The organism is Streptomyces sp. NPDC030991 (assembly GCF_055571235.1).
Genome location: NZ_JBVIFR010000003.1, coordinates 45,258 through 71,879, shown reverse-complemented (window position 1 = coordinate 71,879; position 26,622 = coordinate 45,258). Strand labels below are relative to the sequence as shown.

Genomic DNA, 26,622 nt, shown 5'->3' with positions numbered 1-26,622 from the left:
CGCGCCTGTTGTCCGCCATAGGCGGGTTGGCCTGCGCTGGGTTCCTGCGGTGTCCTGCGGGGGCATCCCGGCGCGGCCCCTTGGGTCGTCTTGTTGCGTGCTCGGGCGTGGCTCCGGGGTCTTGTTCGTCATGAGAGGGCCTGCGCCACCTGGCTCACCGTGAGCCACTGCTGCGGGGCCAGGACCTTCGCCACCTGCGGGGCGAAGGACGGGGAGGACGTGACGATCTCCGGGGTCGGGCCGTCCGCCACGATCTCGCCGTCCGCGAGGATTGCCACCCGGTGCGTCAGCTCCGCCGCCAGCTCCACGTCGTGCGTCGCCATGACGATCGCGTGGCCGTCGGCGGACAGGCCGCGGAGGATCTTGGTGAGGCGGGCCTTCGCCGCGTAGTCCAGGCCCCGGGTCGGCTCGTCCAGCAGGACCAGGGGAGGGGCCGCAGTCAGGACGATCGCCAGCGCGAGCGTGAGGCGCTGGCCCTCGGAGAGGTCCCGGGGGTGGGTGTCCTCCTCGATGTTCGGGAGGAGTTCGGTGAGCAGCGCCCGGCAGGTGCCCGGGGTCGCGGCCGCGTCCTTGTCGGCCGCCGCGCACTCCGCCGCCACCGTGTCCGCGCAGAGCAGGTCCCTGGGTTCCTGGGGGACGAGACCCACCTTGCGGATCAGGTCGCGGGGCGCCGTCCGGTGCGGGTCCGAGCCGCCGACCGTCACCCTCCCCGTGCTGGGCTCGATCATCCCGACCAAGGTGGCGAGGAGCGTGGACTTCCCCGCCCCGTTGCGCCCCATGAGAGCGATGATCTCCCCCTGTGACACCTCCAGGTCCACCCGGCGCAGCGCCTCCACCCGGCCGCGGCGCACCCCGAGCCCGCGGATGGCCGCGAGTACGTCACCGCCGGCCGCCACCGCCGCGCGGTCCGGTGACGGGGCTGACCCGGCCAGGCGGCTTCGCAGCCCCGTCGCCGCGCGCCTGGCGTCCCGGACCGTGAGCGGCAGCGGGTCCCAGCCCGCCAGCCTCCCGAGGCCGACCACCGAGGGGTACACGGGGGAGTCGGCCATCACCCGTGCCGGGTCGCCGACCCGCAGAGGCTCCCCCGGCGCGGGCAGCAGGGCCACCTGATCCGCGTACTGCACCACCCGTTCCAGGCGGTGCTCGGCCATCAGGACCGTGGTTCCGAGGTCGTGGACCAGCCGCTGGAGGACCGCGAGGACCTCCTCCGCCGCGGCCGGGTCGAGCGCGGACGTCGGTTCGTCCAGGACCAGGACCTGGGGGTGCGTGGTGAGGACCGAGCCGATCGCCACCCGCTGCCGCTGGCCGCCCGAGAGCGTCGCCGTCGGGCGGTCGCGCAGGCCGGCCAGGCCCAGGAGGTCCAGGGTCTCCTCGACCCGGCGCCGCATGACCGGGGGTGACAGCCCCAGCGACTCCATGCCGTACGCGAGCTCGTCCTCCACCGTGTCCGTGACGAAGTGGGCGAGCGGGTCCTGGCCCACCGTGCCGACGACATCGGCCAGTTCGCGCGGCTTGTGGGTGCGGGTGTCGCGGCCCGCGACCGTGACCCGGCCGGAGAGCGTGCCCCCGGTGAAGTGCGGGACCAGCCCGCTCACCGCCCCGAGCAGCGTCGACTTGCCGACCCCCGACGGACCCGCGAGGAGCATCAACTCGCCCTCGGGTACGACCAGATCGATACCGGAGAGGACGGGGCGCGGCGCGTCGTCGTAGCGGACGGAGACATTCTCGAAGCGGATCACTGCGCTGCCTCCGGCGGCTGTGCGGACGAGGGGTGCGGGGCGGGGGCCACGAAGGCCGGGAGCAGGCCGAGCAGGATGCCCGCCGCCGGCCACAGCGGCAGGGCCGGGGTGGCGAGGGGGACGACCTGGGGTTGCAGGGCCGACGGGTCCTGCGTGCCCGTCCAGATCATCACCGCGGCCGCCACCGTGCCCGACGCCGCGATCAGCCACGCCCGCACACCCCAGACGTCGGGGCGGTACCGGGTGCGGACCGAGCGGCGGCCCCCCAGCCACAGGCCCCCGAGCGCCGAGGCCACCCCGATGAGGAGGACCGGGAGGCCGTAGCCCGCACCGGACGCGGCGAGCAGGCCGTACGTGCCCGCGCAGACCCCGATCAGGCCGCCCAGGGTGAGCGTCGCCGTGGCGCGGCGGACGGCCGGGGGGACCTGGGCCGTGCGGCCGTAGCCGCGGGCGTCCATCGCGGCCGCCAGGGACACCGAACGCTCCAGCGCGCCCTCCAGGACCGGGAGCCCCACCTGGAGCAGGCCGCGCATGCCCTTGTCCGGGCGGCCGCGCAGCCGTCGGGCCGCGCGCAGCCTGCGTACGTCGGCGATCAGGTTCGGGGCGAACGTCATGGCCACCACGACGGCGACCCCCGCCTCGTACAGCGCGCCCGGCAGCGACTTGAGGAGGCGGGAGGGGGAGGCGAGGGCGTTCGCCGCGCCCACGCAGACGAGGAGCGCGGCCAGCTTCAGACCGTCGTAGAACGCGAACGTCAGGCCCTCCAGCGTGACCTTGCCGCCGATCCGCACCCCCTGCGCCCAGTCGGGCAGCGGCACCTCGGGCAGCGTGAACAGCAGATGCGTGCCGGGGATCGGCGAACCCAGGACCGTGGCGAAGACCAGGCGGATCCCGATCACCGCGAGGCCCAGCTTCACGAACGCCCCGTACGAACGCGCCCACGGCGCCTCGGTCCGCCGCGCCGCCACCACGTATCCGGCGACGCCGATCAGGAGAGCCAGCAGCAGCGGGTTCGTGGTGCGGGAGGCCGCCGTGCCGAGGCCGAGCGCCCAGAGCCACCAGGCGCCCGGATGCACGGCGTTGGAACGGTGGGCCTGTGGGGCCCGCAGCGTACGGCCGGTCATCGCGTCAGCCGCGGCGGCGCTTGGCCTGCCAGATCGCGCCGACGCCGAGCGCGGCGACGACGACGACACCGGCGATGACACCGACGGACGGACCGGCGGGGGAGGGCTTCGCCGGAGAGGTGTCCGCGGCCTCGCCGGACCCGGCGAACTCCTTGGTCACCTGCTCGCCGCAGCCCGTCCGCGGGTACCCGGATACGGCGCACAGCAGCGCGTTGCTGTTGTAGCGCAGCGGCTTCGCGACGGAGGCGAGCGCGTCGGCGGTGGTGGCGTCCTCGCCGACCCGCGCGCAGGCCGTGCGGAGCTTCGGCGGGGTCTCGCCGCCCGGCGCGTCCTGCGCGGTGCCGGGGTCGATGACGAGGGCGACGCGCTTGTCGCCGTCCCTGGCCGGGGTGCCGGCGCAGATGGCGGTGAAGTCGGCGGTGCCGCGCGGCTGCGTGGCGTCCTTGGTGTCCGCGCTCACCGCGAACCGGAACCCCTGTACGTCACCGTCGGACGGCGTGGTCCCGGACGGGCCCAGCGACGCGTACGTCCAGGACCCGCCGTCCCGCTCCCAGAACGACCAGTACCGGTACCCCGCGGCCTGCGCCGGAGCCGCCGTGAGCGTGAGCAGCGCGAGCAGCAGGCCGAGTATGAGCCCGGCCGTCCCCCTGCGGGTCACAGCTGCTGCTTCTTGCGGCCGCTGAGCAGGAAACCGGCGCCTACGGCGGCGACGAACATGACGCCGACGATCCACCAGGTGCCGAAGCCGCCGCCGTCGCTCTCGTCGTCCTTCTTCTCGCCGTCGTCGGCGGACTTCGCGGAGGCGGGCGCGGGGCCGGTCTTGTTCAGGGCGCTCACCAGGTCGGTGCCGCCGAAGTCGCGCGGGTCGTTGCCGGTGGCGTGCGCGGCGAGGATCAGCTGGGCGTAGGCCGCGGGCCCGGACTGCGCGGCCCAGCCCTTGGCGTTCTTCTCCAGCCAGGCGTAGGGGTCCTTCGTGTACTTGATGCCCTCCGCGGCGGCGACGGCGGCGACCGCGTCGGCGGTGTTGCCGTAGTCGGGCTGGTCCTCGGCGCCGGCCAGCTGGGACTTCAGGTAGAGGTGGGTGGAGAGCTGGTTCTGGAGGTAGACGGCGCCGTTGTGCGCGATGTCCTCGGGCGCCCTGCCGTCCTCGCAGGTGTACGCGTCCGGAGCCTTGCCCTTGCCGGGTGCGAAGCCGGTGCCGAGCGCGCCGAGGACACCGGCCGCGGTGGCGTCGGCGTTGGCCGCGAGCCTGCCCTTCTTGTCGGGCTGGTAGGCGAGGGCCCCGGCGCTCTTGCCGTCCGAGCAGGGCAGGGCGAACGAGGCGAGGGCGTCCAGGCCGGACTTGCCGGGGCCCGACGTCACGTCGGCCGGCTTCTGGCCCGCGGCGGCGAGCGCGCCGAGCACGACGGAGGTGGAGTTGGCGTCGCTGGCGCCGCCGGGGTTGTAGCCCCAGCCGCCGTCACCGTTCTGGTTCTTCTTCAGCCAGTCGACGCCCTTGGCGACCTCGCCGTCCCGGCCACCGACCGCGGCCAGGGCCTGTACGGCGGCGGCGGTGCTGTTGCTGTCCAGGGCCGTCTTGGCGTCGCACGCCGCGCCGGGCCGGGCGCGGAACGCCGCGAAGCCGCCGTTCTCGCACTGCTGCCCGGCGAGCCAGGCGATGGCCTTCTCCGCCGGCTTCACCCCGGCCGTGTCCTGGGCGACGAGGGCGAGGGACTGCCGCCACACGCCGTCGTAGGTGGGGTCGGACTTTCCGTAGAGGCCCGACGGCACGACGGCCTTCGGGGAGGGGGAGGCACTGTCCGCACCCTCTGCGAACGCGGCCTGCGCGCTCACGGCGCCGATCACGACGGTCGCGGCGACGAGCGCGGCGGTGCGGCGAATGTTCATGGTGGGGCGGGTGCCTCTCCCTGCGGGGGACCCGGGCGGCACGGCACACACAGGCACCGGGCGGCTCCGGTTCCGTATGCCTCGACGGTCCTGAGCCGATCATGACGCGCCCGAGGCATTCCGGCTTTCACGGCTGCGGGATCAGCGCCGGACTCACACCGGCTTCCCCTCGCACGCGCGTATGACGACCCGCCCACTGTACCGGCCACCCGCTCCCACCCCCGAGAGAGCGAAAGCGCCCCCGCGCGAACCCAGCCCCGCCAGGGGCGAGAGGCACATCCAGCGCCGAACCGAACCCTGCAAGGGGCGCGAGGAACGGCGCGAGCAACCACGACGCACCTGCACCCGCCGAGCAGCCCCCGCCCGCACGGCGAGAGGCCCCCCGCCCGCAGGACGAGAGGCACATCCGGCGCCGAACCGAGCCCCGTAAGGGGCGCGGGGAACGGCGCGAGCAACCACCGCGGACCCGCACCCGCCGAGCAGCCCCCACCCGCACGGCGAGAGCCCCCTGCCCGGGCCGGGGCCCGAGCACACACGACGCCCCGCCGGCCGGCGAGAGGCGCCGGCGAGACAAACCCCGCCCCTCCCGCCCGCCCCAGCGAAGGCGTCACCGAACGTCGACGGGCCCGTCATCGCCCGCCCGAGGCGCCGGCGCCGGCGCCCCCAGATACCGCTCGATCACCGCACCCGGCGCCGCCGTCCCCTCCTGCCCGCTCAGGTTCTTGCGGACCGAGTCGAGAATGGTCAGGCCCTGCCCGACGAGCCCGGCGGCGATCTCGCCGAGCCCGTCCGCGCCGTTCAGGACGTTCACGTTCGCCCCGGCGAGCCCCGCGGACGCCTCCTTCACGATCTGCGGCAGCTGGTCGATGAGCATGCGGTCGAGGGCGACCCGGTCGTACGACGCGGCGGCCTCCGCCTGGATCTTCATGCGCTCGGCCTCGGCCAGCGCCAGGACACGGATGCGCTCCGCGTCCGCCTGGGCGGGCTTCACGATCTCCGCGATGAGCTGCTTCTCGCGCAGTTCGGCCTGCTTGAGGGCGAGTTCGGTCTGTGCGGCCAGCACTTCCTGCTGGGCGCGGGCCAGCGCCAGCGGACCCGCCTGCTCGGCCTCGGCCTTGGCGCGGTCCACCTGGGCGCTGTACTCGGCCTGCACGACCGCGGTCTGCCGCGCGAACTCGGCCTGCATCCGGGCCGCCGCCTGCTCCGCCTCCGTGGACGCCTGTGTGGCCTGGGCCTGGGCGATCTGCGCGGCCCGCCGGATGTTGGCCTTGTGCGGCTGCGACATGGCCTCGATGTACCCGGTGTCGCCGTCGTCGATGGACTGGATCTGGAGCGAGTCGACGTGCAGGCCGATCTTGGCCATCTCGGACTTCGACGTGTCCAGTACCTCGGTGGCGAGCTTCTGTCGCTCGGTGACGATCTCCTCGACGGTCATCGAGCCGATGATGGACCGCAGATGGCCGGCGAAGATCCGCCCGGTCAGGATGGACATCTGGTCCTGGTCGGAGAGGAACCGCTGGCCGGCGTTGACGATCGACTCCTGGTCGTTGCCGACCTTGAAGGCGATGACGGCGCGCACGGTCAGGGCGATGCCCTGCCGGGTCACGCACTTCTCCACCACTTCCGCCTCGCTCATGGCGAGGGAGAGGAAGCGGGTCTTGCGGAACACGGGCAGGACGAACTTCCCGTGCCCGGTGACGACGCGGAACGGCGCTCCCCCAAGTCCCCGCCTGCCGCCCGAGATCAGCATCGCCTCGTCGGGGGCGGGAACGCGATATCCGAACATCCCTGATGTCTCCTTAGCGGGCGCCGCCGCCGTCGCCGGACGGGAGATCGCCCCACGCCATGACGGTGACCTGCCGGTGGCCGAGGGACTCCATGATCAGCACGGTCGCGCCGCGGGTCAGCGGCTGGTCGGAGTGGGCGATGAACGTCTCCGTACCGCCCCTGACCCGCACCAGCACCTCACCCGGCCCGGCGGCCCCACGCGTACCGACGACCAGCTCCCCCGTACAGCCGACCACAGCCTCGTCCGGCGCCATCGGCGGCCGCCCCCTCGTCATTCCAGCTCAGATGAGCCCTTGCGAGCCTGTCTTCAAACTCCCGTCTGCCCCGCGACGCCTGGCACGCTCCCCCAGCCTCCGGCCGGGGGTGCCCCCACTCGCCGCGCTGGGCGTAAGGCCAAGTACGTCCAGTACGAGGCCTTGCACCCACCACGCCGAGAGCACGCACCAGACGCCGAGGGGCCGCCCTCCGGGCGACGACGGGAGTTTGAAGACAGGCTCTGAACCAGACCCTACGCCCACGGCCAGAGACGTAACCATCCACGCACGGCAAAGATCCGCGCCCCGTCAGGGCGTCGCCGCGTACGTCACCGGATCGCTCCCGGCCACCGCCTCCGCCCGGCCCAGTTTCACCAGTCTGCGCAGGTGCGCCTCCGCCTCGGAGACCGCGATGGTGCGTGATCCGTAGGGGATGTCGGCCCAGGGACGGTTCCACTCCATGCGCTCCGCGAGCTGCCAGGGGGTGAGGGGCGTGGCCAGCAGGGCGCGGAGGTCGGTGAGGCGGGACTCGTGGTGCTCCAGCAACTCCCGTACGCGGGCCGGGGCGTCGGTGAAGGGGTGCTGGTGGGCGGGGAGCACCTCGGCGGGGGTGAGGCGGCCGACGCGTTCCAGGGAGTCGAGGTAGTCGCCGAGCGGATCGGTGGAGCCGCCCTCGACGGCCGGGTCCTCGTAGAGGCCGATGTGCGGGGTGATGCCGGGCAGCAGGTGGTCGCCGGAGAAGAGGCGGCCGTTGCCGGGCAGCCCCGCCGGGTGCTCCTCCTCCAGGTGCAGGCAGAGGTGGCCCGGGGTGTGGCCCGGTGTCCAGATCGCGCGGAGCCTGCGGCCCGGCAGGTCGAGGAGGTCGCCCGGGGTGACGGTGCGGTCGGGCAGGGCCGCGTCGAGTCCGGGCAGGCGGCGCGGGCGGCCCGTCTCCGCGGCGGCGAGCAGCGGCGCGACATGGTCCTCGGGCGCCCCGGCCGCGAGCAGCTTGGCGCCCATGTACGCGTACCAGCGGGCGGGCGGGTTCTCCCGGGTGCGGCGCACCACCGCCGCGTCCGCCTCGTGCATGGCGATCCACGCGCCGGACGCCTCGCGGACCTTCGCGGAGAGGCCGTGGTGGTCGGGGTGGTGATGGGTGATGAGGACGCCGGTGAGGTCGGTGACGGCGGTGCCGCACGCGGTGAGGCCCGAGGTCAGCGCGGTCCAGGAGGTGGGGTCGTCCCAGCCGGTGTCGATGAGGACCGGTCCCGCGTCGGTGTCCAGGAGGTGGATGAGGGTGTGGCCGAGGGGGTTGTCCGGGATGGGTACGCGGATGCTGTGCACGCCCCCGCCGTGGTCGGTCACCTGCGTGTCCGCTGTCGCCGCTGTCGTCCCCGGCGTCTTCGACGTCTCTTCCATGGGCTCGCCTCTCCGCCGCCGGAGCGCCTGTCCCGCGCGCCGAACTCCGGTCACTGTAATGGAACTTGTAGAACTTGTTTCATTGGTCGCCCGAGCCGACCTTCTGGCCGCCGCCCCCACCCTTCCGCATCCCAACTAGAACTGGTATCAGTTCTGATACACCGTCAGAAAACGTCACGGAAGCGGAAGTCGCCATGACCGAGCTCGTGGAACACGGACAGCTGTTCATCGGCGGGGAGTTGACCGACCCCCTCGGCAAGGACGTCATCGAGGTCGTCTCCCCGCACACCGGCGAGGTCTTCGGGCGGGTGCCGCACGCCGCGCCCGCCGATGTGGACCGCGCCGTCGCCGCCGCGCGCCTGGCCTTCGACGAGGGACCCTGGCCGCGCATGAGCCTCGACGAGCGGATCGCCGTCGTCAGCCGCATCAAGGACGCCATCGCCGTCCGCCACGAGGAGATCGCCAGGATCATCTCCCAGGAGAACGGCTCCCCCTACTCCTGGTCGGTGCTGGCCCAGGCACTCGGCGCGATGATGGTGTGGGACTCCGCGATCAACGTCGCGCGCGCCTTCACGTACGAGGAGACCCGCGACGGCGCCCTCGGGAAGCTGCTGGTGCGGCGCGAACCGGTGGGGGTCGTCGCGGCCGTCGTGCCGTGGAACGTGCCGCAGTTCGTGGCCGCCGCCAAGCTCGCGCCCGCGCTCCTCACCGGCTGCACCGTCGTCCTCAAACCGTCGCCGGAGTCACCCCTCGACGCGTACGTCCTGGGCGAGATCGCGCAGGAGGCCGGGCTGCCCGAAGGGGTGCTCTCCATCCTTCCCGCCGACCGCGAGGTGAGCGAGTACCTGGTCGGGCACCCCGGCATCGACAAGATCTCCTTCACCGGGTCCGTCGGGGCCGGTAAGCGTGTGATGGAGGTGGCCTCGCGTCATCTGACGCGCGTGACCCTGGAGTTGGGCGGCAAGTCGGCCGCCGTGGTCCTGCCCGACGCCGACGTGGAGTCGACCGTCGCGGGGGTCGTGCCCGCGGCCTGGATGAACAACGGTCAGGCCTGTGTCGCCCAGAGCCGCATCCTGCTGCCCCGCTCCCGCTACGACGAGTTCGCCGAGGCGTTCACGGCGGCCGCGGCCGCCCTCGTCGTCGGCGATCCGCTCGACCCCGCCACCCAGGTCGGCCCGCTCGTCGCCGAGCGCCAGCAGCGGCGCAGCCTCGACTACATCCGCATCGGCCAGGAGGAGGGTGCCAAGGTCCTCACCGGCGGCGGCGCGCCCACCGCGGCCGGCCTGGAGCACGGCTGGTACGTCGAGCCGACCCTCTTCGGCGATGTCCACAACGGCATGCGCGTCGCCCGCGAGGAGATCTTCGGCCCGGTCATCTGCCTCCTCCCGTACGGCGACGAGGCCGAGGCCGTCGCCATCGCCAACGACTCCGACTACGGGCTCAGCGGCAGCGTGTGGACCGCCGACGTCGCGCACGGCGTCGACATCGCGCGGCGGGTGCGCACCGGCACGTACAACGTGAACACCTTCAGCCTCGACATGCTCGGCCCCTTCGGCGGCTACAAGAACAGCGGCCTGGGACGGGAGTTCGGGCCCGAGGGGTACAGCGCGTACCTGGAGCACAAGATGATCCACCTGCCCGCCGGGTACGCACCCGAGGAGGGCTGAACATGGGCGACCGCTGGCACGTCGAGGTCGACCGGGGCGTGTGCATCGGCTCGGGCACGTGCCTGCACCACGCGCCCGGCGCCTTCCGCCTCGACGCGGCCCGGCAGTCCCATCCGGAGAACCCAGAGACGGACGCGAACGAGCAGGTCCTGGCCGCGGCGGAGGGCTGTCCCGTCGAGGCGATCGGCATCACGCTCGTCGGCGGCGGCGAGCCGGTCTTCCCGCCCGAGGAGTGACCCCGCGGAGCCGCCGCCCTCCCCGGCGGCGGCTCCGTTCTGCTCGTGGACGCGACCGGTCGCACAGGGCGAAAGCGTGAACTCGAACAAGGCGAACATTACTTGCCTCGTGCGTTTCGCATATTTTCTGATGACAGTTGTGACTGTCCGGCTCCCTGGGTGCGTGCGAATCTCGTTGCCGTCCGACAACGGGCTGTCGAAGGGGGAGGGCCAACACCATGGACAAGCGGTACGAGGTCTACGCCCTTGCCGATCCGAATTTCTACGAGACGCCCGAGCGGCTCTCCGCCGACGGAAAAGCGCGGCGCCTGCCCGAGTTCGATACGGCCCGCCGCGCGGTCCCGGCCGGATGGCGCTCCGACAGCAACGGTGAATGGCTGAATCTCACCCCGCTCGACGACGACGGAACGCCGCGTCAGGGCCCGGGCCAGGGCTGGAAAATACATGCCTCCGCCACCCGGGACAACGCGGAGAAGATCGCCTCGGCCGTCTGGGACTACTGCATACCCCGCGGCATTCCCTTCAAATTCGTTCCGGAGCCGCATCTCCTGCACCTGCGGAACGCGAAATACGCGAGCCGCGACACCAGCGGCAAGTTCGTCACCATCTATCCGGCCGACGACGAACGATGTCACCGAATACTTGAGGATTTGCAAGAACTGCTGCGCGGCTTCGAGGGACCGTATATTCTCACCGACCTCCGCTGGGGCGACGGTCCGCTCTACGTACGGTACGGCGCCTTTTCCCGCCGGCTGGTCGCCAATGAACGCGGCGCGCTCGTCACCGCCATCGAGGACGGCGAGGGACGCCTGGTACCCGACAACAGGGACCCGTCCTTCCAGGTCCCCGACTGGGTGCCCCTGCCGGAGTTCCTCAAACCCCACTTCGACGCCCGCAACGCCACGACCGTCACCGACCTGCCCTACCGCTTCGAGAAGGCCCTGCACTTCTCCAACGGAGGCGGCGTCTACCGCGGGGTCGACACCCGTAACGGCCGCGCCGTCGTCCTCAAGGAAGGCCGCCCGCACGCCGGCCTGGCCGCCGACGGGGGCGACGCCATCGCCCGCCTGGAGCGCGAGAAGGCCGCCCTGGAGCGCCTCTCGGGGCTCGGCGTCGCACCCGAGGTACGCGACTGGTTCCTCATCGGCGACCACCGCTTCCTCGTCATGGACCTCGTGCCGGGACGCCCGCTCAACGCGTTCTTCGCCGAACGCCACCCGCTGCTCGCCCCCGACCCGGAGCCGGCGGCCGTCGCCGACTACGCGGCCTGGGTGCTGCGGATCAACGCGGCCGTGGAGAAGGCGGTCGCCGCCGTCCACGAGCGCGGCCTCGTCTTCAACGACCTGCACCTCTTCAACATCATGGTCGACTCGGACGTCGAGGGCGCGGAGTCCGTCACCCTCATCGACTTCGAGGCCGCGACCCGCGTCGAGGAGAACGACGGCCAGATGCTGGCCCACCCGGGCTTCTGGGCGCCGCTCGACCGCACCGGCACGGAGATCGACCGCTACGCCCTCGCGTGTCTGCGGATCGCCCTGTTCCTGCCCGTGACGACGCTGTTCGTCGTGGACCGCGCCAAGGCCGCCCACCTGGCCGACGTGATAGCCGGCGAATTCCCCACCGTGCCCAGGGAGTTCCTGGACGAGGCGGTCGCGGAGATAACCCGCGGGATCAGCGACGTGCCGGTCGCGACGAGGGGAGCGACCGGCACCACTCCGCTCGCCGACCCCGGCGACTGGCCGCACAGCCGCGACTCCATGGTCGCCGGCATCCTGGCCTCCGCCACCCCGGACCGCGACGACCGGCTCTTCCCCGGCGACGTCCTCCAGTTCGCCACCGGCGGCGGCCTCGGCCTCGCCCACGGCGCGGCCGGCGTCCTGCACGCCCTCGCCGAGACCGGCGCCGCCCGCTACGAGCAGGGCGAACGCTGGCTCCTCGACCACACCGACCCGGTACCGCCCGGCACCGCGCTCGGCCTCTACGACGGCATCGCGGGCGTCGCCCTCGTCCTGGAGCGGCTCGGGCACCGGCAGCGCGCCCTCGACCTGATCGACCGCCTGCTCGGCGAGAAGTGGCGGCGGCTCACCACGGAACTGAACAGCGGGCTCGCCGGAGTCGGCCTGGTCCTCGACCACCTCGCCCGCACCACCGGCGAGAGCGCGCTCGCCGACCGGGCCCTGGAGGCCGCCGGCCTCGTCGCCGACCACATCGTCCACATAGGCGCCACGGACCGCGTGCCGACCTCGAAGCGGCGGGCCGGACTGATGCGCGGCCTGACCGGGCCCGCCCTGTTCCTACTGCGCCTGTACGAGCACACCGGCACCGCGGAACACCTGGAACTGGCCGGACAAGCGCTGGAGTTGGACCTCGACCGGTGCCGGACCGCGTCCGACGGCGGCCTCCACGTCGACGAGGGCTGGCGCACCATGCCGTATCTCGGCGACGGCAGCGTGGGCGTCGGCATGGTCCTCGACGACTACCTCCAACTCGCCCCGGGCGCGGAGCTCGGCGGACGGGACCCCGAGCAGGTCCGGCAGGCCGTCGTCACCGCCGCCACCTCCCGCTTCTACGTCCAGCCCGGCCTGTTCGAGGGCCGCGCCGGAATGATCCTGCACCTCGCCCGCACCACGGCGCCCGGCGCCACCGAAGCGCGGCTCGCCGCGCAGGTCGACTCTCTGGGCTGGCTGGGGATGCGCTACAAGGACCACCTCGCCTTCCCCGGGCACCAGATGATGCGCCTCTCCATGGACCTCGGCAGCGGCACGGCCGGCTGCCTGCTCGCGCTCGGCGCGGCCCTGGACGAGGAACGCGGCGCCCACCTGCCGTTCCTGCCGCCCCTGCGGCGGCCCTGAACCCGGCTCCGGCATCGTCCGGAGTCGTGACACAACCGCACAGCACAATCCCGTCCCCACAAAGACAGACCTTGACGAAAGGTAAGACCATGGCACTTCTCGACCTGCAGAGCATGGAAGCCGACGAGACGACCGGCGGCGGCGGCGGTGGCGGCGGCGCGGGCAGCAACGTGAGCCTGCTCCTCTGCGACAAGCACAGCTCCAACAGCACGATCCTTTGTCTGTGACGGTTCGTCCGCCCCGGTGAAGATCGTTCGGTACCGATGACGGCGGGGCCGCCCCTTGGGGCGGCCCCGTTCCCGTTCGGCGCCCCTTGGATGCGACCACGGATGCGAGGCCCCGTGCAGACGTCAGGCGACACCCTCCTGCGCACCGCGACCCGGCACAGCGCCGGCCGGTGCCTGGCCCTGTGCCTGCTCACCGTCGTCTCCGCGGGCGTGGGCCTGCTGCTCCCGTACGTCCTCGGCCGCACCGTCGACGCCCTGCTCGCCGCGGACTCCGCCGGCGGCGCGGCCCACGGTGACGTCGGCCGCTGGCTGCTGACCACCGCCGCGCTGCTCGGCGGCCTCACCCTCCTCGACGCCTGCGAGGGCGTCCTCACCGGCACCACCAGCGCCCGCACCACGGCCTGGCTGCGCCGGGGACTCGTCCGCCACGTCCTCGCCGTCGGACCCGGCGCCACCGCCCGGTTCCCCGCCGGTGACCTCGTCGCGCGGCTCGTCGGCGGCACCGCACAGGCCGGGCCCGCCCCCGCGACCGTCGCCGCCCTCGCCGCCACCTTCACCCTGCCCGTCGGCGCGCTCGTCGCCCTCGGACTCATCGACCCCTGGCTCGTCGTCGCGTTCCTCGCCGGAGCGCCCGCGCTCGCCCTGCTGCTGCGCGCCTTCGCCCGGGCCTCGACCGACTGCGTCGCCGCCTACCTGGAGGCCCAGGGCTCCCTCGCCACCCGGCTCACCGAGGCGATCGGCGGGACCCGCACCATCGCCGCCGCGCACACCGCCGACCGCGAGACCGCACGCGTCCTCGAACCGCTGCCCCGGCTCGCCCACCACGGCATGCGTTTGTGGCGCGTGCAGGGCCGGGCGAGCGCCGGGGCGGTGGCCCTCGCGCCGCTGCTCCAGATCGCGGTGATCGCCACCGCCGGCCTGCTCCTCCTCCACCACCGGCTCTCCGTCGGGGAGTTGCTCGCCGCGTCCCGCTACGCCGTCCTCGCCACCGGCGTCGGCATGCTCGTCGGCGACATCTCGGCCCTGGTCCGCACCCGGGCCGCAGGACAACGGCTCGGCGACGTCCTGGACGAGCCCGCGCCCCCCTACGGAGACGGCCGGCTCGGCGCCGGGGGCGGCCTGCTCGAGCTGCGCGGCGTCACCGTGCGCCGCGACGGCCGCACCGTCCTCGACCGCGTCGACCTGACCGTCCCCGCGGGCGAGACGCTCGCCGTGGTCGGCGTGTCCGGCGCGGGCAAATCGCTGCTCGCCACCCTCGCGGGCCGCCTCGCCGACCCGGACGAGGGCACCGTCCTCCTCGACGGCACACCGCTGCCCGAGCTGAGCCGCGCCGAACTGCGCGCCGCGATCGGCTACGCCTTCGAACGGCCCGCCCTGCTGGGCGACACCCTGGCCGACACGATCGCTCTCGGCCCCGCCGCGCCCGCCCCGGAACGGATCGTCCGCGCCGCGGAGGCCGCCCACGCCGACGGCTTCGTACGCCGTCTCCCCGACGGGTATGCCACGGCCCCGACGGAAGCACCCCTCTCCGGCGGCGAAGCCCAACGCCTCGGTCTGGCAAGGGCGTTCGTGCACGGTGGGCGGCTGCTCGTCCTGGACGACGCCCTCTCCAGCCTCGACATGATCACCGAACGGGAGATCGCCGCCGCCCTGCTGCGGCACGCCCCCGGCACCACCCGCCTCGTCGTCGCCCACCGCGCCACGACCGCCGCCCGCGCCTCCACCGTGGCCTGGCTCGACGGCGGCCGCATCCGCGCGCTCGGCCCGCACGCGAGGCTGTGGCGCGACCCCGACTACCGGGCGGTCTTCGCGGGCGACAGCGGCGCCGACCGTACGAGGGACGGCGCCGGCGCCGGGGCCGGTGGGGCAGCGTGACCACGACCCCCGCCCGCCCGGGAACGTACCGCAAGGGTCTGCGCTTCTTGCTGCGGCGCCGCTCCACGGTCGCCCGGCTCATCGCCTGGTCGGTCCTGGAGACCGGGCAGACCTTCGTGCTCGGGATGGCTCTCGCCCGCGCGCTCGACGACGGTTTCCTCGCCGGGCGCCAGGACACCGGCCTGCTCTGGCTCGGCGTGGCCGCGCTCGGCGTCGGGGCCGGTGCCCTCGGCACGGCCCGCGTCTTCGGCGCCGTCGCCGGGCTCGTCGAGCCGCTGCGGGACCTCCTCGTGCGCCGGGTCGTGGAGCGCGGGGTGCGGGACGGCGACGGGGGAGCGGTGTCGCGCCTCACCCAGCAGGTGGAGATCGCCCGGGACACCTTCGCCGGCCTGATCATGGTGTCCCGGTCCTTCGTCTTCACCGCGGCCGGCGCCCTGATCGGCTTGTTCTCGCTCGCCCCCGTGCTGCTGCTCGTCGTCGCGCCACCGCTGGTCGCCGGCCTCGCCCTGTTCTTCGGCACGCTGCGCCCCCTCTCCCGCGGGCAGGAGGCGTTCTTGATCGCCGACGAGAACGTCTCGGCGCGCCTCGCCCTCGTCTGCGCGGGGCTCAGGGACGTCACCGCGACCGGCGCCGAGGAGCCGACGGCCCGCGGCGCGGACACGCTGATCGAGCGCCAGTTCCGGGCATCGCGCACCCTGGCCTGGTGGGCGGTGCCGCGGGTCGTCGCCCTCGGCATCGGCGGCCAGCTGCCGCTCCTGCTGCTCCTGGTGACCGCGCCCTGGACCCTGGACCACGGGGTGAGCGCGGGCGCCCTGGTCGGCGCCCTCGCCTACGTCAGCCAGTCCCTGCTCCCCGCCCTCCAGAACCTGGTCCACGGCCTGGGTACGGGCGGCTCCCGCCTGGTGGTCGTCCTGCGCAGGCTGACGGCCGAGACGGGGCGACAGACCGACCCGGACGAGGAGTCGGCGTACGCGGGCGCCGCTCCGGACCCGGCCGCCCCCGCCCTGGAAGTGTCCTCGCTGACCTTCGCCTACGGGCCCGGCGCCGACCCGGTCCTCGACGGCCTCACCCTCACCGTCCCGCGCGGCGGCCACCTCGCGGTGGTGGGCCCCAGCGGCATCGGCAAGTCCACCCTGGCCGGGCTCGCCGCAGGGCTCCTCGTGCCCGGCGCGGGCGACATCCGGGTCTGCGGGCTGCCCGCGCGCGCCCCGCAGGCCGCGGCGGAACGGGTGCTGATCCCGCAGGAGGCGTACGTCTTCAGCGGCACCCTGCGCGACAACCTCGGCTATCTGCGCGAGGACCCGGTGCCCGACGCCGAGCTCGGCCGGGCCGCCGCCGCGACCGGCCTCGACGCGCTGCTCGCCCGGCTCGGCGGGCTCGACGCGCCGCTGGACCCGACGGCCCTGTCGGCGGGGGAGCGGCAGCTGATCGCGCTGACCCGCGCCTATCTCTCGGCCGCGCCCCTGGCCGTGCTCGACGAGGCCACCTGCCATCTGGACCCCGCGGCCGAGGAGCGCGCCGAGCGGGCGTTCGCCGCCCGGCCCGGCGGCACCCTGGTGGTCATCGCCCACCGGGTCAGTTCCGCCTACCGGGCCGACCGGATCCTCGTCATGGACGGTCCGCGCACCGTCTGCGGCCGCCATGAGGAGCTGCTCGTACGCTCGGCGCTCTACCGCGACCTGGCGGGGGCCTGGGGAGCGCCCGGCGGGTCACAGCCAGCCCTCGCCCTGGGAGATGCGGATCGCGTCGATCCTGTTGCGGGCGCCGATCTTGCGGGTGATGGCGGCCATGTAGTTGCGTACCGTGCCGTTGGACAGATGAAGTCGGCGCGCGATCTCGGAGACCGTAGCGCCCTCGGCGGCGAGCGACAGCACCCCTAACTCTCTTAACGTCAGCGGGTTCTGAGAGGCTTTCAGGAACCCGAATCCCAGGGAGTCGTCGACGTACCGCTCGCCGCGGGCGACCTGTCTGATGCCGGTGAGGAGCCGCTCCACGGGCCCGTCCTTGTCCACGTAACCGAGCGCCTGCGCCTCCACGGCGCGGCGCAGCTGTCCCGGCCTGCTGGTGGAGGCGAGCACCACCAGCGGGCACCGTAACTCGCCCAACGGCGGTATGCCGTACGGCATTTCACAGTCCAGGTCGGCCACACATATCTGCGGCTTGAGCGATCCCGCCTTGTTGGGCGCGCTGCGCCACGGCGCGTGAAATATCTCCAGGTCCGGCTCCCTGTCCAGGCGTTCGGCCAGAGCCGAACGCATCAGACAGGAATCGTGCACAAGAAGTACCCGGGTCACGTCTGCCCCCCTCGAAAAACCGTCCGCTCCGGCTGCTTCGCCCAGCGCATGAGCAATTCAACCGGCGGGTTCCCCGTTGCGGATGGGCAGAACTGGCCAAGGGTTACCGGGGCGTCAGTCCTGGCCGGGATCAGTCAGGTCGATCAGCTTGCAGACCGTCTCGATATCGATCTTCACCTGGGCGATCGAGGCCCGGCCCGACAGCCAGGTGATGAGCGCCGAGTGCCAGGTGTGCTCGATGACCCGGACGGCCGAGAGCTGCGCGGGGGTCGGGTCGTCGAGCTCCATCGCGTCCAGAATGATCGCCGTGGTCTGCCGGGAGACCTGGTCGACCTCGGGGCTGACGCTGCGGTCCGCGAAGGTCAGGGCGCGGACCATCGCGTCGGCCAGATGCGGCTCGCGCTGGAGCGCCCGGAACGCCCGCATCAGCGTCTCGGCGACCCGCTCGGCCGGGGAGTCCGAGGACGGCGGGCGCTTGCGGACCGTGGTGTGCATGTGCTGCAACTGGTCCTGCATGGTGGCGACCAGCAGATGGACCTTGCTCGGGAAGTACCGGTACAGCGTGCCGAGAGCGACCTGGGAGGACTCGGCGACCTCCCGCATCTGCACCGCGTCGAAGCCGCCGCGGGCCGCCAGCTGGGCGCTCGCGTGCAGAATGCGGCGGCGCCGCGCCTCCTGCCGTTCGGTGAGCGCGGGGGCACCCTGCGCGGAGCTTCTGGCGTCCGGAGCTGTCATCAGTTCGCTTCCGTGTCCCGTGGTCCCGGCCGTGGCGTGAATCACCCGATCCGCCGGTCACAGCCTGGCTACCTGCCGGTAGATTCGGTGCTCATTGAACGATCAAGTCTGAAACTTGTTCTAGATTAGCGTCCCCACGTAGTGTCCAGTGTCCACGGGCAAGCAGGGAGAAGGGTGGCCTGGAGTGACCGCGGAGTCGTTGCGCATCGCTCTCCTCACGTACAAGGGCAACCCGTTCTGCGGGGGGCAGGGCGTGTACGTACGGCACCTCTCCCGCGAGCTGGCCCGTCTCGGGCACCGCGTCGAGGTGATCGGCGCCCAGCCCTACCCCGTCCTCGACGAGGTCCTCGACGGCAGCGGGCCCGCCGGGCTCTCGCTCACCGAGCTGCCCAGCCTCGACCTGTACCGCAGCCCCGACCCCTTCCGCACGCCGGGGCGCGAGGAGTACCGCGACTGGATCGACGCCGTCGAGGTCGCCACCATGTGGACCGGCGGCTTCCCCGAACCGCTGACGTTCTCCCTGCGCGCCCGGCGCCATCTGCGGTCCCGGCGCGGCGACTTCGACGTCGTGCACGACAACCAGACCCTCGGCTACGGGCTGCTTGGTGACATCGGCGCGCCCCTGGTGAGCACCATCCACCACCCCATCACCGTCGACCGGCAGCTGGAGCTGGACGCCGCCCAGAACTGGCGGCAGCGGATGTCCAAGCGCCGCTGGTACGCCTTCACCCGGATGCAGAAGCGCGTGGCGCGCCGCCTGCCGTCCGTGCTCACCGTCTCCGGCACCTCGCGCGACGAGATCGTCCAGCACCTCGGGGTCCGCGAGAGCCGGATCAGCGTCGTCCACATCGGCGCCGACACCGACCTCTTCTCGCCGGATCCGGCCGTGCCCGAGGTGCCCGGACGGATCGTGACGACCTCCAGCGCCGACGTCCCCCTCAAGGGGCTCGTCTTCCTCGTCGAGGCGCTCGCCAAGGTGCGGGCCGACCAGCCCGACGCGCATCTCGTCGTCGTCGGCAAGCGCGCCGAGGACGGCCCCGTCGCCCAGGCCATCGAGCGGTACGGGCTCGAAGGCGCCGTCCGGTTCGTCAAGGGCATCAGCGACCAGGAACTGGTGGACCTCGTCCGCTCCGCGCAGGTCGCCTGCGTGCCCTCGCTCTACGAGGGGTTCTCGCTGCCCGCCGCCGAGGCCATGGCCACCGCCACCCCGCTCGTCGCCACCACCGGCGGCGCGATCCCCGAGGTCGCGGGCGCCGACGGCGAGACCTGCCTCGCGGTGCCCACCGGTGACGCGGGCGCGCTCGCCGCCGCCCTGACCCGGCTGCTCGGCGACCCGGCGCTGCGCACCCGCCTCGGCGCCGCGGGCCGCACCCGCGTCCTCGCGCGGTTCACCTGGGCGCGGGCCGCACAGGGCACCGCCGAGCTGTACCGCGCGGCCATCGACCAGGCTTCCGCCGCCCCCGGCGAGAGCCCTCTCGGCGGCCGACCCCACCAGGAAACCCCTCAGGAAAGCAGGGCCACGTGCTGACCGTCGACTTCACCCGCTTCCCGCTCGCCGCGGGTGATCGCGTCCTCGACCTCGGGTGCGGAGCCGGACGGCACGCTTTCGAGTGCTACCGGCGCGGGGCACAGGTCGTCGCGCTCGACCAGAACAAGGAGGAGATCGCCGAGGTCGCCAAGTGGTTCGCCGCCATGAAGGAGGCCGGCGAGGCCCCGGCCGGCGCCACGGCCACCGCGATGGAGGGCGACGCGCTCCAACTCCCCTTCCCCGACGATTCGTTCGACGTCGTCATCATCAGCGAGGTCATGGAGCACATCCCCGACGACAAGGGCGTGCTCGCCGAGATGGTGCGCGTGCTCAAGCCCGGCGGACGCATCGCCGTCACCGTGCCGCGCTACGGCCCGGAGAAGGTGTGCTGGGCGCTCTCCGACGAGTACCACGAGGTCGAGGGCGGCCACATCCGCATCTACAAGGCCGACGAACTCCTCGGCAGGATGCGGGAGGCGGGGCTGAAGCCGTACGGCACGCACCACGCGCACGCGCTGCACTCCCCGTACTGGTGGCTCAAGTGCGCGTTCGGTGTGGACAACGACAAGGCGCTGCCGGTGAAGGCGTACCACAAGCTCCTGGTCTGGGACATCATGAAGAAGCCCGCTCTCACCCGGGTCGCCGAGCAGCTCCTCAACCCCGTCGTCGGCAAGAGCTTCGTCGCCTACGCCACCAAGCCGCACCTGCCGAAGGCCAGCGGGGTCGCTGCGTGAGCAGTCCCGAGCGGACCGAATTCCTCGTACTGGACGGCGTACTGACGGCCGATCAGGTCGCGCACACGGTGCGCGGGCTGCTGGCCGTGCAGCGGCCGGACGGCGCCATCCCGTGGTTCCGCCACCACCACCTCGACCCGTGGGACCACACCGAGACCGCGATGGCGCTCGACGTGGCGGGCGAGCACGAGGCCGCGACGCGCGCCTACGACTGGCTCGCCCGGCACCAGAACGAGGACGGCTCCTGGTACGCCGCCTACCACGACGGCGACCCGGATCAGGTCACCGACCGGGGCCGCGAGACCAACTTCGTCGCCTACGTGGCCGTCGGGGTCTGGCACCACTACCTCTCCACCGGTGACGACGCGTTCCTGGACCGCATGTGGCCGGTGGTGTGCGCGGCGATCGAGTTCGTGCTGCGGCTCCAGCAGCCCGGCGGACAGATCGGCTGGAAGCGGGACGCCGACGGTACCGCTGTCAACGACGCGCTGCTGACCGGCAGTTCGTCGATCCACCACGCCCTCAGGTGTGCGCTGGCCATCGCCGATCAGCGTGAGGAGCCGCAGCCCGACTGGGAGTTGGCGGTCGGCGCGCTGCGCCACGCGATCCGGCGCCACCCCGAGCGGTTCCTCGACAAGGACCGCTACTCCATGGACTGGTACTACCCGGTGCTCGGCGGCGCCCTGCGCGGGGCCGAGGCGAAGGCGCGCGTCGAGGACGGCTGGGAGCGGTTCGTGGTGCCCGGGCTCGGCGTGCGCTGCGTCGTGCCCAACCCGTGGGTGACCGGCGGGGAGAGCGCCGAACTCGCCCTCGCCCTGTGGGCGATGGGCGAGTCCGACCGTGCGCTGACGATCCTCCAGGACATCCAGCACCTGCGGGACCCGGGGACGGGCCTCTACTGGACCGGATACGTCTTCGAGGACCGGGCCGTGTGGCCCGAGGAGCTCACCACATGGACGGCAGGGTCCGTCCTGCTCGCCGTGGCGGCCCTCGGCGGGGACGAGGCGACGTGCCAGGTGTTCGGTGGCGAGCTGCTCCCGTCAGGCGTCGCCCCGGACTGCTGCGCGTAGCCGCGGGTCAGTGGCGGCGCAGCTGGTGTGCGATGGCGTGGCCCACGAACAGGTAGACGACCGCCGCGAGGCCGTAGCCGGCCACGACGCGCGCCCACGCCTCGTCGAAGGTGAACAGGTCGTGCGACCAGCCGGCCAGCCAGCTCGCCGCGTCATGGACGAACTGCACCAGGTCGTTGCCCCGGTTCGCGTCCAACAGATACATCAGGATCCATAGACCGAGGATCAGCGCCAGGATGTCTGCAATGATCATGACAACCCGGCCTGCTTGGCTGGTGCCTCGGTACCGCTGATTCGGAGACATGCTGTTCGAATGTCCCCGAATTCCACGGGGAAACACGGACGGGCCCGCCCGGGTGGCGCGGCCCCCGGGGCCGGGTGAGGCTGCCAGAAGTGCAGCCCCCCGCCCGGAGGTAACCGTGGTGTTCGAATCTTCCCTTCCCCTGCGACGCGCGTTCGTCGCCGTCCTCATGTGCGGCACCCTGCTGGCTGGCACCACCGCGTGCGGCGGCGACGACAAGGACGCGGCGGCGAACCCCAGCGCCTCCTCGACGGCCGAGCGGCAGAAACTCGCCAAGACCCGGTTCGTGGCCAACGCGGGCATCGCGGCCGGCGCCACCTACCAGTGGATCGTGAAGCCGTGGAAAGCCGGCAAGTTCAAGAGCGGCGCGGACGGACGCAAGTTCGCGCTGGTCAAGGCGGGCCTCGCGGGCGCACTGACGTACAACCGGCTGAAGGCCGCGAAGAAGAACGCCGAGGGTGACCCCACGCTCGCCAAGGCGGTCGCGCCGCTGACCACCGGCATCGACGCGCTCAAGGACCTGCCGGGCAAGCTGCGCAAGGGCGAGGGCACGGACTCGGCGGTCTCGTCCTTCGACGACATCATCAACAAGGTCAAGGGCGCGGGCAAGGACGCGGGCGCCGAGGTCAAGGACAAGGTGCCCTCGACCTCCGAACTGACCAAGGGTTCCTGAGGACTTTTAGGACTTCGAGGACTTCTAGGAGTTCAGCTCCGCGAGGACCCGCAAGGTGTCCGGGTCCGGTGACAGGAGCAGCAGGTCCGTCACCGGTCCCTTGCGCCACAGCTCCAGGCGCTCGGCGATGCGCCGGCGCGGCCCGACGAGCGAGATCTCGTCGGCGAACGCGTCCGGCACCGCGAGCACCGCCTCCTCGCGCCGCCCCTCGGCGAAGAGTTCCTGGATGCGCCGCGCCTCGGCCTCGTACCCCATCCGGGCCATGAGGTCGGCGTGGAAGTTGCGGCTGCTGTGCCCCATGCCGCCGATGTAGAACCCGAGCATGGCCTTGACGGGCAGCAGCCCCTCGGCGACGTCGTCGCAGACCTGCGCCCAGGCCATCGGCGCGATCATGAAGCCGTCGGAGACCTCGGTCAGCGCCGCCTCGTACGCGTCCGTCCTGGCCGGCGACCAGTACAGCGGCAGCCAGCCGTCCGCGATCCGCGTCGTCTGCGCGATGTTCTTCGGCCCCTCGGCGCCGAGCAGGACCGGCAGATCGGCGCGCAGCGGATGGGTGATGGATCTGAGCGGCTTGCCGAGCCCGGTCCCGTCCTCGCCCCGGTACGGATGGGAGTGGAAGCGTCCGTCGACCTCGACGGGCCCCTCGCGCCGCAGGACCTGGCGCACGACGTCCACGTACTCACGGGTCGCCGTCAGCGGCGAGCGGGGGAACGGCCGCCCGTACCAGCCCTCGACCACCTGCGGCCCGGAGAGACCGAGCCCCAGCAGCATCCGCCCGCCGGAGAGATGGTCCAGGGTGAGGGCGTGCATCGCGGTCGTGGTGGGGGAGCGGGCCGCCATCTGCGCGATCGCCGTCCCCAGCCGGATGCGGCTCGTGTGCGCGGCGAACCAGGTGAGCGGGGTGAAGGCGTCGCTGCCCCAGGACTCGGAGGTCCACACCGAGTCGTACCCCAACTCCTCCGCGCGGCGCACGAGTTCGAGGTGGCCCGGGTCCGGCCCGCGTCCCCAGTAGCCGAGTGCGAGTCCGAGCCGCATGGCTGCCCCCTTCGGCGACGATGAGCTGATGAGCAGTCAGTTCGCTGGGGGACTGTACGCGAAAGGCCCCCCGCCCGGAAGAAGAGGGGCGGGGGGCCTTGTCCGGGGCGCCGGGGGATCAGCCGCGCTGGATCCCCGTGGTGTCCTGCAGTACGCCGCGACGGCCGTCCTGCGTCTGGGCGACGAGGCCGGGGCCGCGCTGCTCGACGGCCAAGTACCAGGTACCCGGAGCCAGTTCGGCGATCGGCGTCGGCGAGCCGTCCTCCGCGTACAGCGGACGCGGCACCGGCACGGCGAACCAGAACGGCGAGAAGTCCGCGGCGGGCTGACCGCCCTGCGGGGGCTGCGGCGCCGGGGCGGCGGCCTGCTGCGGCTGACCGGGCTGCGCACCGAACGGCTGGCCGGGACCGGGCTGACCCGGCTGACCCGGCTGCGCACCGTACGGCTGGCCGGGGCCGGGCTGGCCCGGCTGCTGCTGGGCGCCCGGGTACCCGTAGGCACCCTGCGGCTGACCGCCGTAGGGCTGCGGCTGCTGGGGGCGCGGGGCGCCGACGAGGGCGGCCTTGAGCGCCGGGACCAGCGGGGTGGCGATCGCGGCGGCGGCCATGACGAGCGTGGCGATCAGGGCGAGGATGGCGCCGATACCGGCGTCGGCGCTGTCGCTGCCGCTCCCGAAGTTGTTCGCGCCACCCGACGGGTCGAAGATGTTGCCGAGGGCGGCCCACGCGGCGAACACGGTGGCCGCGACACCGAACTGACCGAGGTCGAGACCGGCCACCTTGCGCGGCTGGGGCAGTCCCCGGGCGACGACGATGAGAACCGCGCCGATGATGCCTGAGAGGACCACGCTCATCAGCAGCGGACCGCTGCTCCACGAGTTCGGGCTGCTGATGCTGTCGGGCACGTTGTCGCCGAGCGAGTAGATGTCGAGGAACGAGGCGATGAACAGCAGAACCGCTGCTCCGATCACCACGCCGTCGCCTCGAGTGAGGGAGCGGATATTCACTTCAGGGTCCTTCGGTCAGTCGTCACGTCATCGTCAGGAGGCGGCGCCAAGCGCGGGGGTGGCCCCTCATCGTACGCAGGACACTATCGTCCGCCTCCTGTAGGTGTCTGCCGAGATCCACAGGGTGACAGCTACCCGCGCAGGAAACTCACGATTCCCTCAGACAACCCCTGGGCCGCCTTCTGCCGCCACGCGCCGGAGGTCAGCCGGCCCGCGTCCTGCCCGTCCCGCATGTTGCCGCACTCGACGAAGACCTTCGGCACCGTCGACAGATTGAGTCCGCCCAGGTCACTGCGGGTGTCCAGGCCGGTGCCGCCGCCGATGTAGTTGGACGGGGCCTCCCCCGTGACCTGGAGGAACTTGCCCGCGACGCGCTCGCCGAGGGCCCGCGACGAGGCGACGATCGGACGGGTGTCCGCGGCGCCGGCGTGCACGGATGCGGGAAGGATCACATGGAAGCCGCGGTTGCCGACGGCGGAACCGTCCGCGTGGACGGAGATCGCCGCGTCCGCCCTGGCCCGGTTGCCGATCGCGGCGCGCTCGGTGACGCAGGGCCCCCAGGCCCGGTCACCGTTCTGCGTCAACATCACGGTGGCGCCCTGCTGTTGCAGGAGGACGCGCAGTCGGCGCGAGACGTCGAGGGTGAACTGGGCCTCCGTGTAACCGGCGTCGGTGGAGGTGCCGGTGGTGTCGCACTCCTTGCTGGCGTTGCCGACGTTCACCTGGCGGTTGATGTCGGCCGCGTGCTGGAAGTTACCCGGATTGTGACCCGGGTCGATGACGACGACCTTGCCCTTGAGCGGGCCCGAGCCGCCGCCCGCCGGTTTCGACGGGGCTTTCGGCGTCGTCGGCGCGGCGGGTGACGTCGCCGGCTTCGACGGGGGCGTGCTCGGGGCCTTCGCGTCGGAGCCCGAGGGGGTCCCGGCCGCCGAGGACGTCGTGGACTGCCCGGGCGCCGGGAGCACCTTCGGCGGCTCGCTCCCGCCCGGGCCGCTCACGACGTGCCACAGCAGCCACCCGGCGAGCACCGTCGGCACGAGCGCCGCGAAGGTGACCAGCACCGGGCGACCGCGGAACCGGCGCCCGCCGGGGCGCCGCCCCGGGTCGTCGTCGCGGTAGAAGTCATCGAAATCGTCCGGTTCCGGACCTGCGTAGGACACGCTCCCGACCCTAGCCGCGCCCTCAGATCCCCGCGCCCGTTCGGCGCAGGACGCGCAGCGAGTCGTGTACCGAGACCTCGGTGAACGCCCCGGACTCCAGGGCCCGCAGATACACGCGGTACGGGGCCTGGCCCGTCCACTCGTCGTGCTTGACGGGGAAGACGTCGTGGATGGCGAGCAGCCCGCCCTCGGCGACGTGCGGCGCCCAGCCCTCGTAGTCGGCGTTCGCGTGCTCGTCGGTGTGGCCGCCGTCGATGAAGACGAGCCCGAGCCGGCCGCTCCAGGCCCTGGCCACCTGCGGGGAGCGCCCGACCAGGGCGATCACGTGCTCCTCCAGGCCCGCCGCGTGCAGCGTGCGGCGGAAGGCGGGGAGGGTGTCCATGAGCCCGACCACCGGGTCGACCGTCTCCGGGTCGTGGAACTCCCAGCCGGGCTGCTGCTCCTCGCTGCCCCGGTGGTGGTCGACGGTGAGCGCGGGGACCCCGGCGGCGCGCGCGGCGTCGGCGAGCAGGATCGTGGACCGGCCGCAGTACGTGCCGACCTCCAGGAGCGGCAGGCCGAGCGCCCCGGCCTCGACCGCGGCGGCGTACAGCGCGAGCCCCTCACCGGGCGGCATGAAACCCTTGGCGCCCTCGAAGGCGGCGAGGACGTCGGGGGCCGGCGAGACCTGGGGGCGCTGCGTGCTCGGCGTGCTTGTCATGTCCCTCATGCTGCCGTACGCGGCGGGAGACCCGCCCGGCAGCCCGGCCGCGAGCGGCGCGGGGCCCGTCATCGCGGCGGCCATACGCGGCGCAGGAGGCGGTGGACGGCCTCGACGAGAACGGTCAGCGTCTGCTGGGCCGCGGCACGGCGGTAGGCGTGCCGGGACCACACGGCCGGCAGCACAATGCCGGTGAAGACCAACAGGAAGACGAGCAGCGCGAGGGTGCCGAACGGGCCGAGCGAGGTCAGTACGGCGGCCAGCAGAGTGTCCATGATGATGTCCCGTCAGGAGGCGGAGGCGACGAGGCAAGCGTGGTGCGAGCCGCTGCCAAGAGGC

At 72.8% G+C, this 26,622-nt stretch carries 24 protein-coding genes, 1 pseudogene and 1 riboswitch; of the genes and pseudogenes, 10 read left to right on the top strand and 15 right to left on the bottom strand.

Going from position 1 to position 26,622, the window contains the following annotated elements:
* Positions 1–128 precede the first annotated feature (128 nt).
* From ACZ45E_RS06485 to ACZ45E_RS06455, 7 genes are all read right to left on the bottom strand, one after another.
* The gene (locus ACZ45E_RS06485) at positions 129–1,739 is read right to left on the bottom strand and encodes an ABC transporter ATP-binding protein (RefSeq protein ID WP_468217299.1); all 1,611 of its coding nucleotides are present in this window, start codon (positions 1,737–1,739) and stop codon (positions 129–131) included.
* Positions 1,736–2,863, bottom strand: a complete 1,128-nt coding sequence (locus ACZ45E_RS06480) for an energy-coupling factor transporter transmembrane component T (RefSeq protein ID WP_468217296.1) — start codon at positions 2,861–2,863, stop codon at positions 1,736–1,738. The genes ACZ45E_RS06485 and ACZ45E_RS06480 overlap by 4 nt, the downstream gene beginning before the upstream one ends.
* 4 nt (positions 2,864–2,867) lie before the next feature.
* Complete coding sequence (locus ACZ45E_RS06475; protein WP_468217294.1) at positions 2,868–3,521, bottom strand: SCO2322 family protein; 654 nt, start codon at positions 3,519–3,521, stop codon at positions 2,868–2,870.
* Positions 3,518–4,750, bottom strand: a complete 1,233-nt coding sequence (locus ACZ45E_RS06470) for a prenyltransferase/squalene oxidase repeat-containing protein (protein ID WP_468217291.1) — start codon at positions 4,748–4,750, stop codon at positions 3,518–3,520. Before ACZ45E_RS06470 ends, ACZ45E_RS06475 begins: the two co-directional genes overlap by 4 nt.
* A gap of 105 nt (positions 4,751–4,855) precedes the next feature.
* Positions 4,856–4,930: riboswitch (adenosylcobalamin-variant (AdoCbl-variant) riboswitch) on the bottom strand.
* Between the two features lie 427 nt (positions 4,931–5,357).
* Complete coding sequence (locus ACZ45E_RS06465) at positions 5,358–6,536, bottom strand: flotillin family protein (RefSeq protein ID WP_468217288.1); 1,179 nt, start codon at positions 6,534–6,536, stop codon at positions 5,358–5,360.
* Between the two features lie 13 nt (positions 6,537–6,549).
* The gene (locus ACZ45E_RS06460) at positions 6,550–6,792 is read right to left on the bottom strand and encodes a hypothetical protein (RefSeq protein ID WP_468217286.1); all 243 of its coding nucleotides are present in this window, start codon (positions 6,790–6,792) and stop codon (positions 6,550–6,552) included.
* Positions 6,793–7,101: 309 nt separating this feature from the next.
* Positions 7,102–8,190 (bottom strand): MBL fold metallo-hydrolase, encoded by a 1,089-nt coding sequence (locus tag ACZ45E_RS06455; RefSeq protein WP_468217283.1) that lies wholly within the window; start codon positions 8,188–8,190, stop codon positions 7,102–7,104.
* Between the two features lie 194 nt (positions 8,191–8,384).
* On the opposite strand from ACZ45E_RS06455, the gene ACZ45E_RS06450 reads away from it, so the two are divergent.
* The 6 genes from ACZ45E_RS06450 to ACZ45E_RS06425 all read left to right on the top strand — a co-directional run bounded on the left by ACZ45E_RS06450 (position 8,385) and on the right by ACZ45E_RS06425 (position 16,927).
* On the top strand, positions 8,385–9,857 hold the full coding sequence (locus ACZ45E_RS06450) for an aldehyde dehydrogenase (RefSeq protein ID WP_468217282.1): 1,473 nt from the start codon (positions 8,385–8,387) through the stop codon (positions 9,855–9,857).
* Between the two features lie 2 nt (positions 9,858–9,859).
* Positions 9,860–10,093, top strand: coding sequence for a ferredoxin (locus ACZ45E_RS06445; protein ID WP_468217279.1), 234 nt, complete (start codon positions 9,860–9,862; stop codon positions 10,091–10,093).
* 218 nt (positions 10,094–10,311) lie between these two features.
* Positions 10,312–12,945 carry a class III lanthionine synthetase LanKC gene (gene lanKC, locus ACZ45E_RS06440; protein ID WP_468217278.1) on the top strand — a complete coding sequence of 878 codons (2,634 nt, stop codon included), beginning with the start codon at positions 10,312–10,314 and terminating at the stop codon, positions 12,943–12,945.
* 89 nt (positions 12,946–13,034) lie between these two features.
* On the top strand, positions 13,035–13,172 hold the full coding sequence (locus ACZ45E_RS06435) for a SapB/AmfS family lanthipeptide (protein WP_468217277.1): 138 nt from the start codon (positions 13,035–13,037) through the stop codon (positions 13,170–13,172).
* A 90-nt stretch (positions 13,173–13,262) separates the two neighbouring features.
* Positions 13,263–15,047 carry an ABC transporter ATP-binding protein gene (locus tag ACZ45E_RS06430; RefSeq protein WP_468217274.1) on the top strand — a complete coding sequence of 595 codons (1,785 nt, stop codon included), beginning with the start codon at positions 13,263–13,265 and terminating at the stop codon, positions 15,045–15,047.
* 125 nt (positions 15,048–15,172) lie between these two features.
* Positions 15,173–16,927, top strand: a complete 1,755-nt coding sequence (locus ACZ45E_RS06425; RefSeq protein WP_468218237.1) for an ATP-binding cassette domain-containing protein — start codon at positions 15,173–15,175, stop codon at positions 16,925–16,927.
* On the opposite strand, the pseudogene ACZ45E_RS06420 reads toward ACZ45E_RS06425, so the two are convergent.
* Together ACZ45E_RS06420 and ACZ45E_RS06415 are read right to left on the bottom strand one after the other, a co-directional pair.
* Positions 16,841–17,173 (bottom strand): annotated as a pseudogene (locus tag ACZ45E_RS06420) (LuxR C-terminal-related transcriptional regulator); the annotation flags it as partial. The gene ACZ45E_RS06425 and the pseudogene ACZ45E_RS06420 sit on opposite strands and share 87 nt — an antisense overlap.
* A 282-nt stretch (positions 17,174–17,455) precedes the next feature.
* Positions 17,456–18,076 carry a TetR family transcriptional regulator gene (locus ACZ45E_RS06415; protein WP_468217272.1) on the bottom strand — a complete coding sequence of 207 codons (621 nt, stop codon included), beginning with the start codon at positions 18,074–18,076 and terminating at the stop codon, positions 17,456–17,458.
* A 184-nt stretch (positions 18,077–18,260) separates the two neighbouring features.
* Here ACZ45E_RS06415 and ACZ45E_RS06410 point away from each other — a divergent pair, with 184 nt between their 5' ends.
* From ACZ45E_RS06410 to ACZ45E_RS06400, 3 genes are read left to right on the top strand one after another with little or no spacing between them, the layout of a single operon-like run.
* Entirely contained in the window at positions 18,261–19,604 is a 1,344-nt protein-coding gene (locus ACZ45E_RS06410; RefSeq protein ID WP_468217269.1) for a glycosyltransferase family 4 protein, read from the top strand.
* The gene (locus ACZ45E_RS06405; protein ID WP_468217266.1) at positions 19,598–20,338 is read left to right on the top strand and encodes a class I SAM-dependent methyltransferase; all 741 of its coding nucleotides are present in this window, start codon (positions 19,598–19,600) and stop codon (positions 20,336–20,338) included. The genes ACZ45E_RS06410 and ACZ45E_RS06405 overlap by 7 nt, the downstream gene beginning before the upstream one ends.
* Positions 20,335–21,408 carry a prenyltransferase/squalene oxidase repeat-containing protein gene (locus tag ACZ45E_RS06400; RefSeq protein WP_468217265.1) on the top strand — a complete coding sequence of 358 codons (1,074 nt, stop codon included), beginning with the start codon at positions 20,335–20,337 and terminating at the stop codon, positions 21,406–21,408. Before ACZ45E_RS06405 ends, ACZ45E_RS06400 begins: the two co-directional genes overlap by 4 nt.
* A gap of 7 nt (positions 21,409–21,415) precedes the next feature.
* On the opposite strand, the gene ACZ45E_RS06395 is transcribed toward ACZ45E_RS06400, so the two are convergent.
* Positions 21,416–21,712, bottom strand: coding sequence for a hypothetical protein (locus ACZ45E_RS06395; RefSeq protein ID WP_468217262.1), 297 nt, complete (start codon positions 21,710–21,712; stop codon positions 21,416–21,418).
* A 166-nt stretch (positions 21,713–21,878) separates the two neighbouring features.
* Between ACZ45E_RS06395 and ACZ45E_RS06390 the strand changes: the two genes are divergently transcribed.
* The gene (locus ACZ45E_RS06390; RefSeq protein WP_468218235.1) at positions 21,879–22,382 is read left to right on the top strand and encodes a hypothetical protein; all 504 of its coding nucleotides are present in this window, start codon (positions 21,879–21,881) and stop codon (positions 22,380–22,382) included.
* Between the two features lie 24 nt (positions 22,383–22,406).
* Here the strand turns inward: ACZ45E_RS06390 and ACZ45E_RS06385 are convergent, their stop codons facing one another.
* The 5 genes from ACZ45E_RS06385 to ACZ45E_RS06365 form a co-directional block, all read right to left on the bottom strand.
* Positions 22,407–23,417: an LLM class F420-dependent oxidoreductase gene (locus ACZ45E_RS06385; RefSeq protein WP_468217260.1), complete on the bottom strand. Its 1,011-nt coding sequence runs from the start codon at positions 23,415–23,417 to the stop codon at positions 22,407–22,409.
* Between the two features lie 118 nt (positions 23,418–23,535).
* Positions 23,536–24,423: a hypothetical protein gene (locus ACZ45E_RS06380; protein ID WP_468217258.1), complete on the bottom strand. Its 888-nt coding sequence runs from the start codon at positions 24,421–24,423 to the stop codon at positions 23,536–23,538.
* Positions 24,424–24,554: 131 nt separating this feature from the next.
* Positions 24,555–25,583: an N-acetylmuramoyl-L-alanine amidase gene (locus ACZ45E_RS06375; protein ID WP_468217257.1), complete on the bottom strand. Its 1,029-nt coding sequence runs from the start codon at positions 25,581–25,583 to the stop codon at positions 24,555–24,557.
* 22 nt (positions 25,584–25,605) lie between these two features.
* Positions 25,606–26,283 (bottom strand): class I SAM-dependent methyltransferase, encoded by a 678-nt coding sequence (locus tag ACZ45E_RS06370; RefSeq protein ID WP_468217255.1) that lies wholly within the window; start codon positions 26,281–26,283, stop codon positions 25,606–25,608.
* Between the two features lie 68 nt (positions 26,284–26,351).
* Entirely contained in the window at positions 26,352–26,558 is a 207-nt protein-coding gene (locus tag ACZ45E_RS06365; RefSeq protein WP_468217252.1) for a hypothetical protein, read from the bottom strand.
* Positions 26,559–26,622: the final 64 nt, after the last annotated feature.

Coding starts and splice junctions, on each gene's coding strand:
- ACZ45E_RS06425 (WP_468218237.1), top strand. CDS start 15,173: ATGGCTCTCGCCCGCGCGCTCGACGACGGTTTCCTCGCCGGGCGCCAG.
- ACZ45E_RS06365 (WP_468217252.1), bottom strand. CDS start 26,558: ATGGACACTCTGCTGGCCGCCGTACTGACCTCGCTCGGCCCGTTCGGC.
- ACZ45E_RS06455 (WP_468217283.1), bottom strand. CDS start 8,190: ATGGAAGAGACGTCGAAGACGCCGGGGACGACAGCGGCGACAGCGGAC.
- ACZ45E_RS06465 (WP_468217288.1), bottom strand. CDS start 6,536: ATGTTCGGATATCGCGTTCCCGCCCCCGACGAGGCGATGCTGATCTCG.
- ACZ45E_RS06395 (WP_468217262.1), bottom strand. CDS start 21,712: ATGTCTCCGAATCAGCGGTACCGAGGCACCAGCCAAGCAGGCCGGGTT.
- ACZ45E_RS06430 (WP_468217274.1), top strand. CDS start 13,263: ATGCGACCACGGATGCGAGGCCCCGTGCAGACGTCAGGCGACACCCTC.
- ACZ45E_RS06460 (WP_468217286.1), bottom strand. CDS start 6,792: ATGGCGCCGGACGAGGCTGTGGTCGGCTGTACGGGGGAGCTGGTCGTC.
- lanKC (WP_468217278.1), top strand. CDS start 10,312: ATGGACAAGCGGTACGAGGTCTACGCCCTTGCCGATCCGAATTTCTAC.
- ACZ45E_RS06385 (WP_468217260.1), bottom strand. CDS start 23,417: ATGCGGCTCGGACTCGCACTCGGCTACTGGGGACGCGGGCCGGACCCG.
- ACZ45E_RS06370 (WP_468217255.1), bottom strand. CDS start 26,283: ATGACAAGCACGCCGAGCACGCAGCGCCCCCAGGTCTCGCCGGCCCCC.
- ACZ45E_RS06390 (WP_468218235.1), top strand. CDS start 21,879: ATGTGCGGCACCCTGCTGGCTGGCACCACCGCGTGCGGCGGCGACGAC.
- ACZ45E_RS06480 (WP_468217296.1), bottom strand. CDS start 2,863: ATGACCGGCCGTACGCTGCGGGCCCCACAGGCCCACCGTTCCAACGCC.
- ACZ45E_RS06470 (WP_468217291.1), bottom strand. CDS start 4,750: ATGAACATTCGCCGCACCGCCGCGCTCGTCGCCGCGACCGTCGTGATC.
- ACZ45E_RS06415 (WP_468217272.1), bottom strand. CDS start 18,076: ATGACAGCTCCGGACGCCAGAAGCTCCGCGCAGGGTGCCCCCGCGCTC.
- ACZ45E_RS06445 (WP_468217279.1), top strand. CDS start 9,860: ATGGGCGACCGCTGGCACGTCGAGGTCGACCGGGGCGTGTGCATCGGC.
- ACZ45E_RS06450 (WP_468217282.1), top strand. CDS start 8,385: ATGACCGAGCTCGTGGAACACGGACAGCTGTTCATCGGCGGGGAGTTG.
- ACZ45E_RS06435 (WP_468217277.1), top strand. CDS start 13,035: ATGGCACTTCTCGACCTGCAGAGCATGGAAGCCGACGAGACGACCGGC.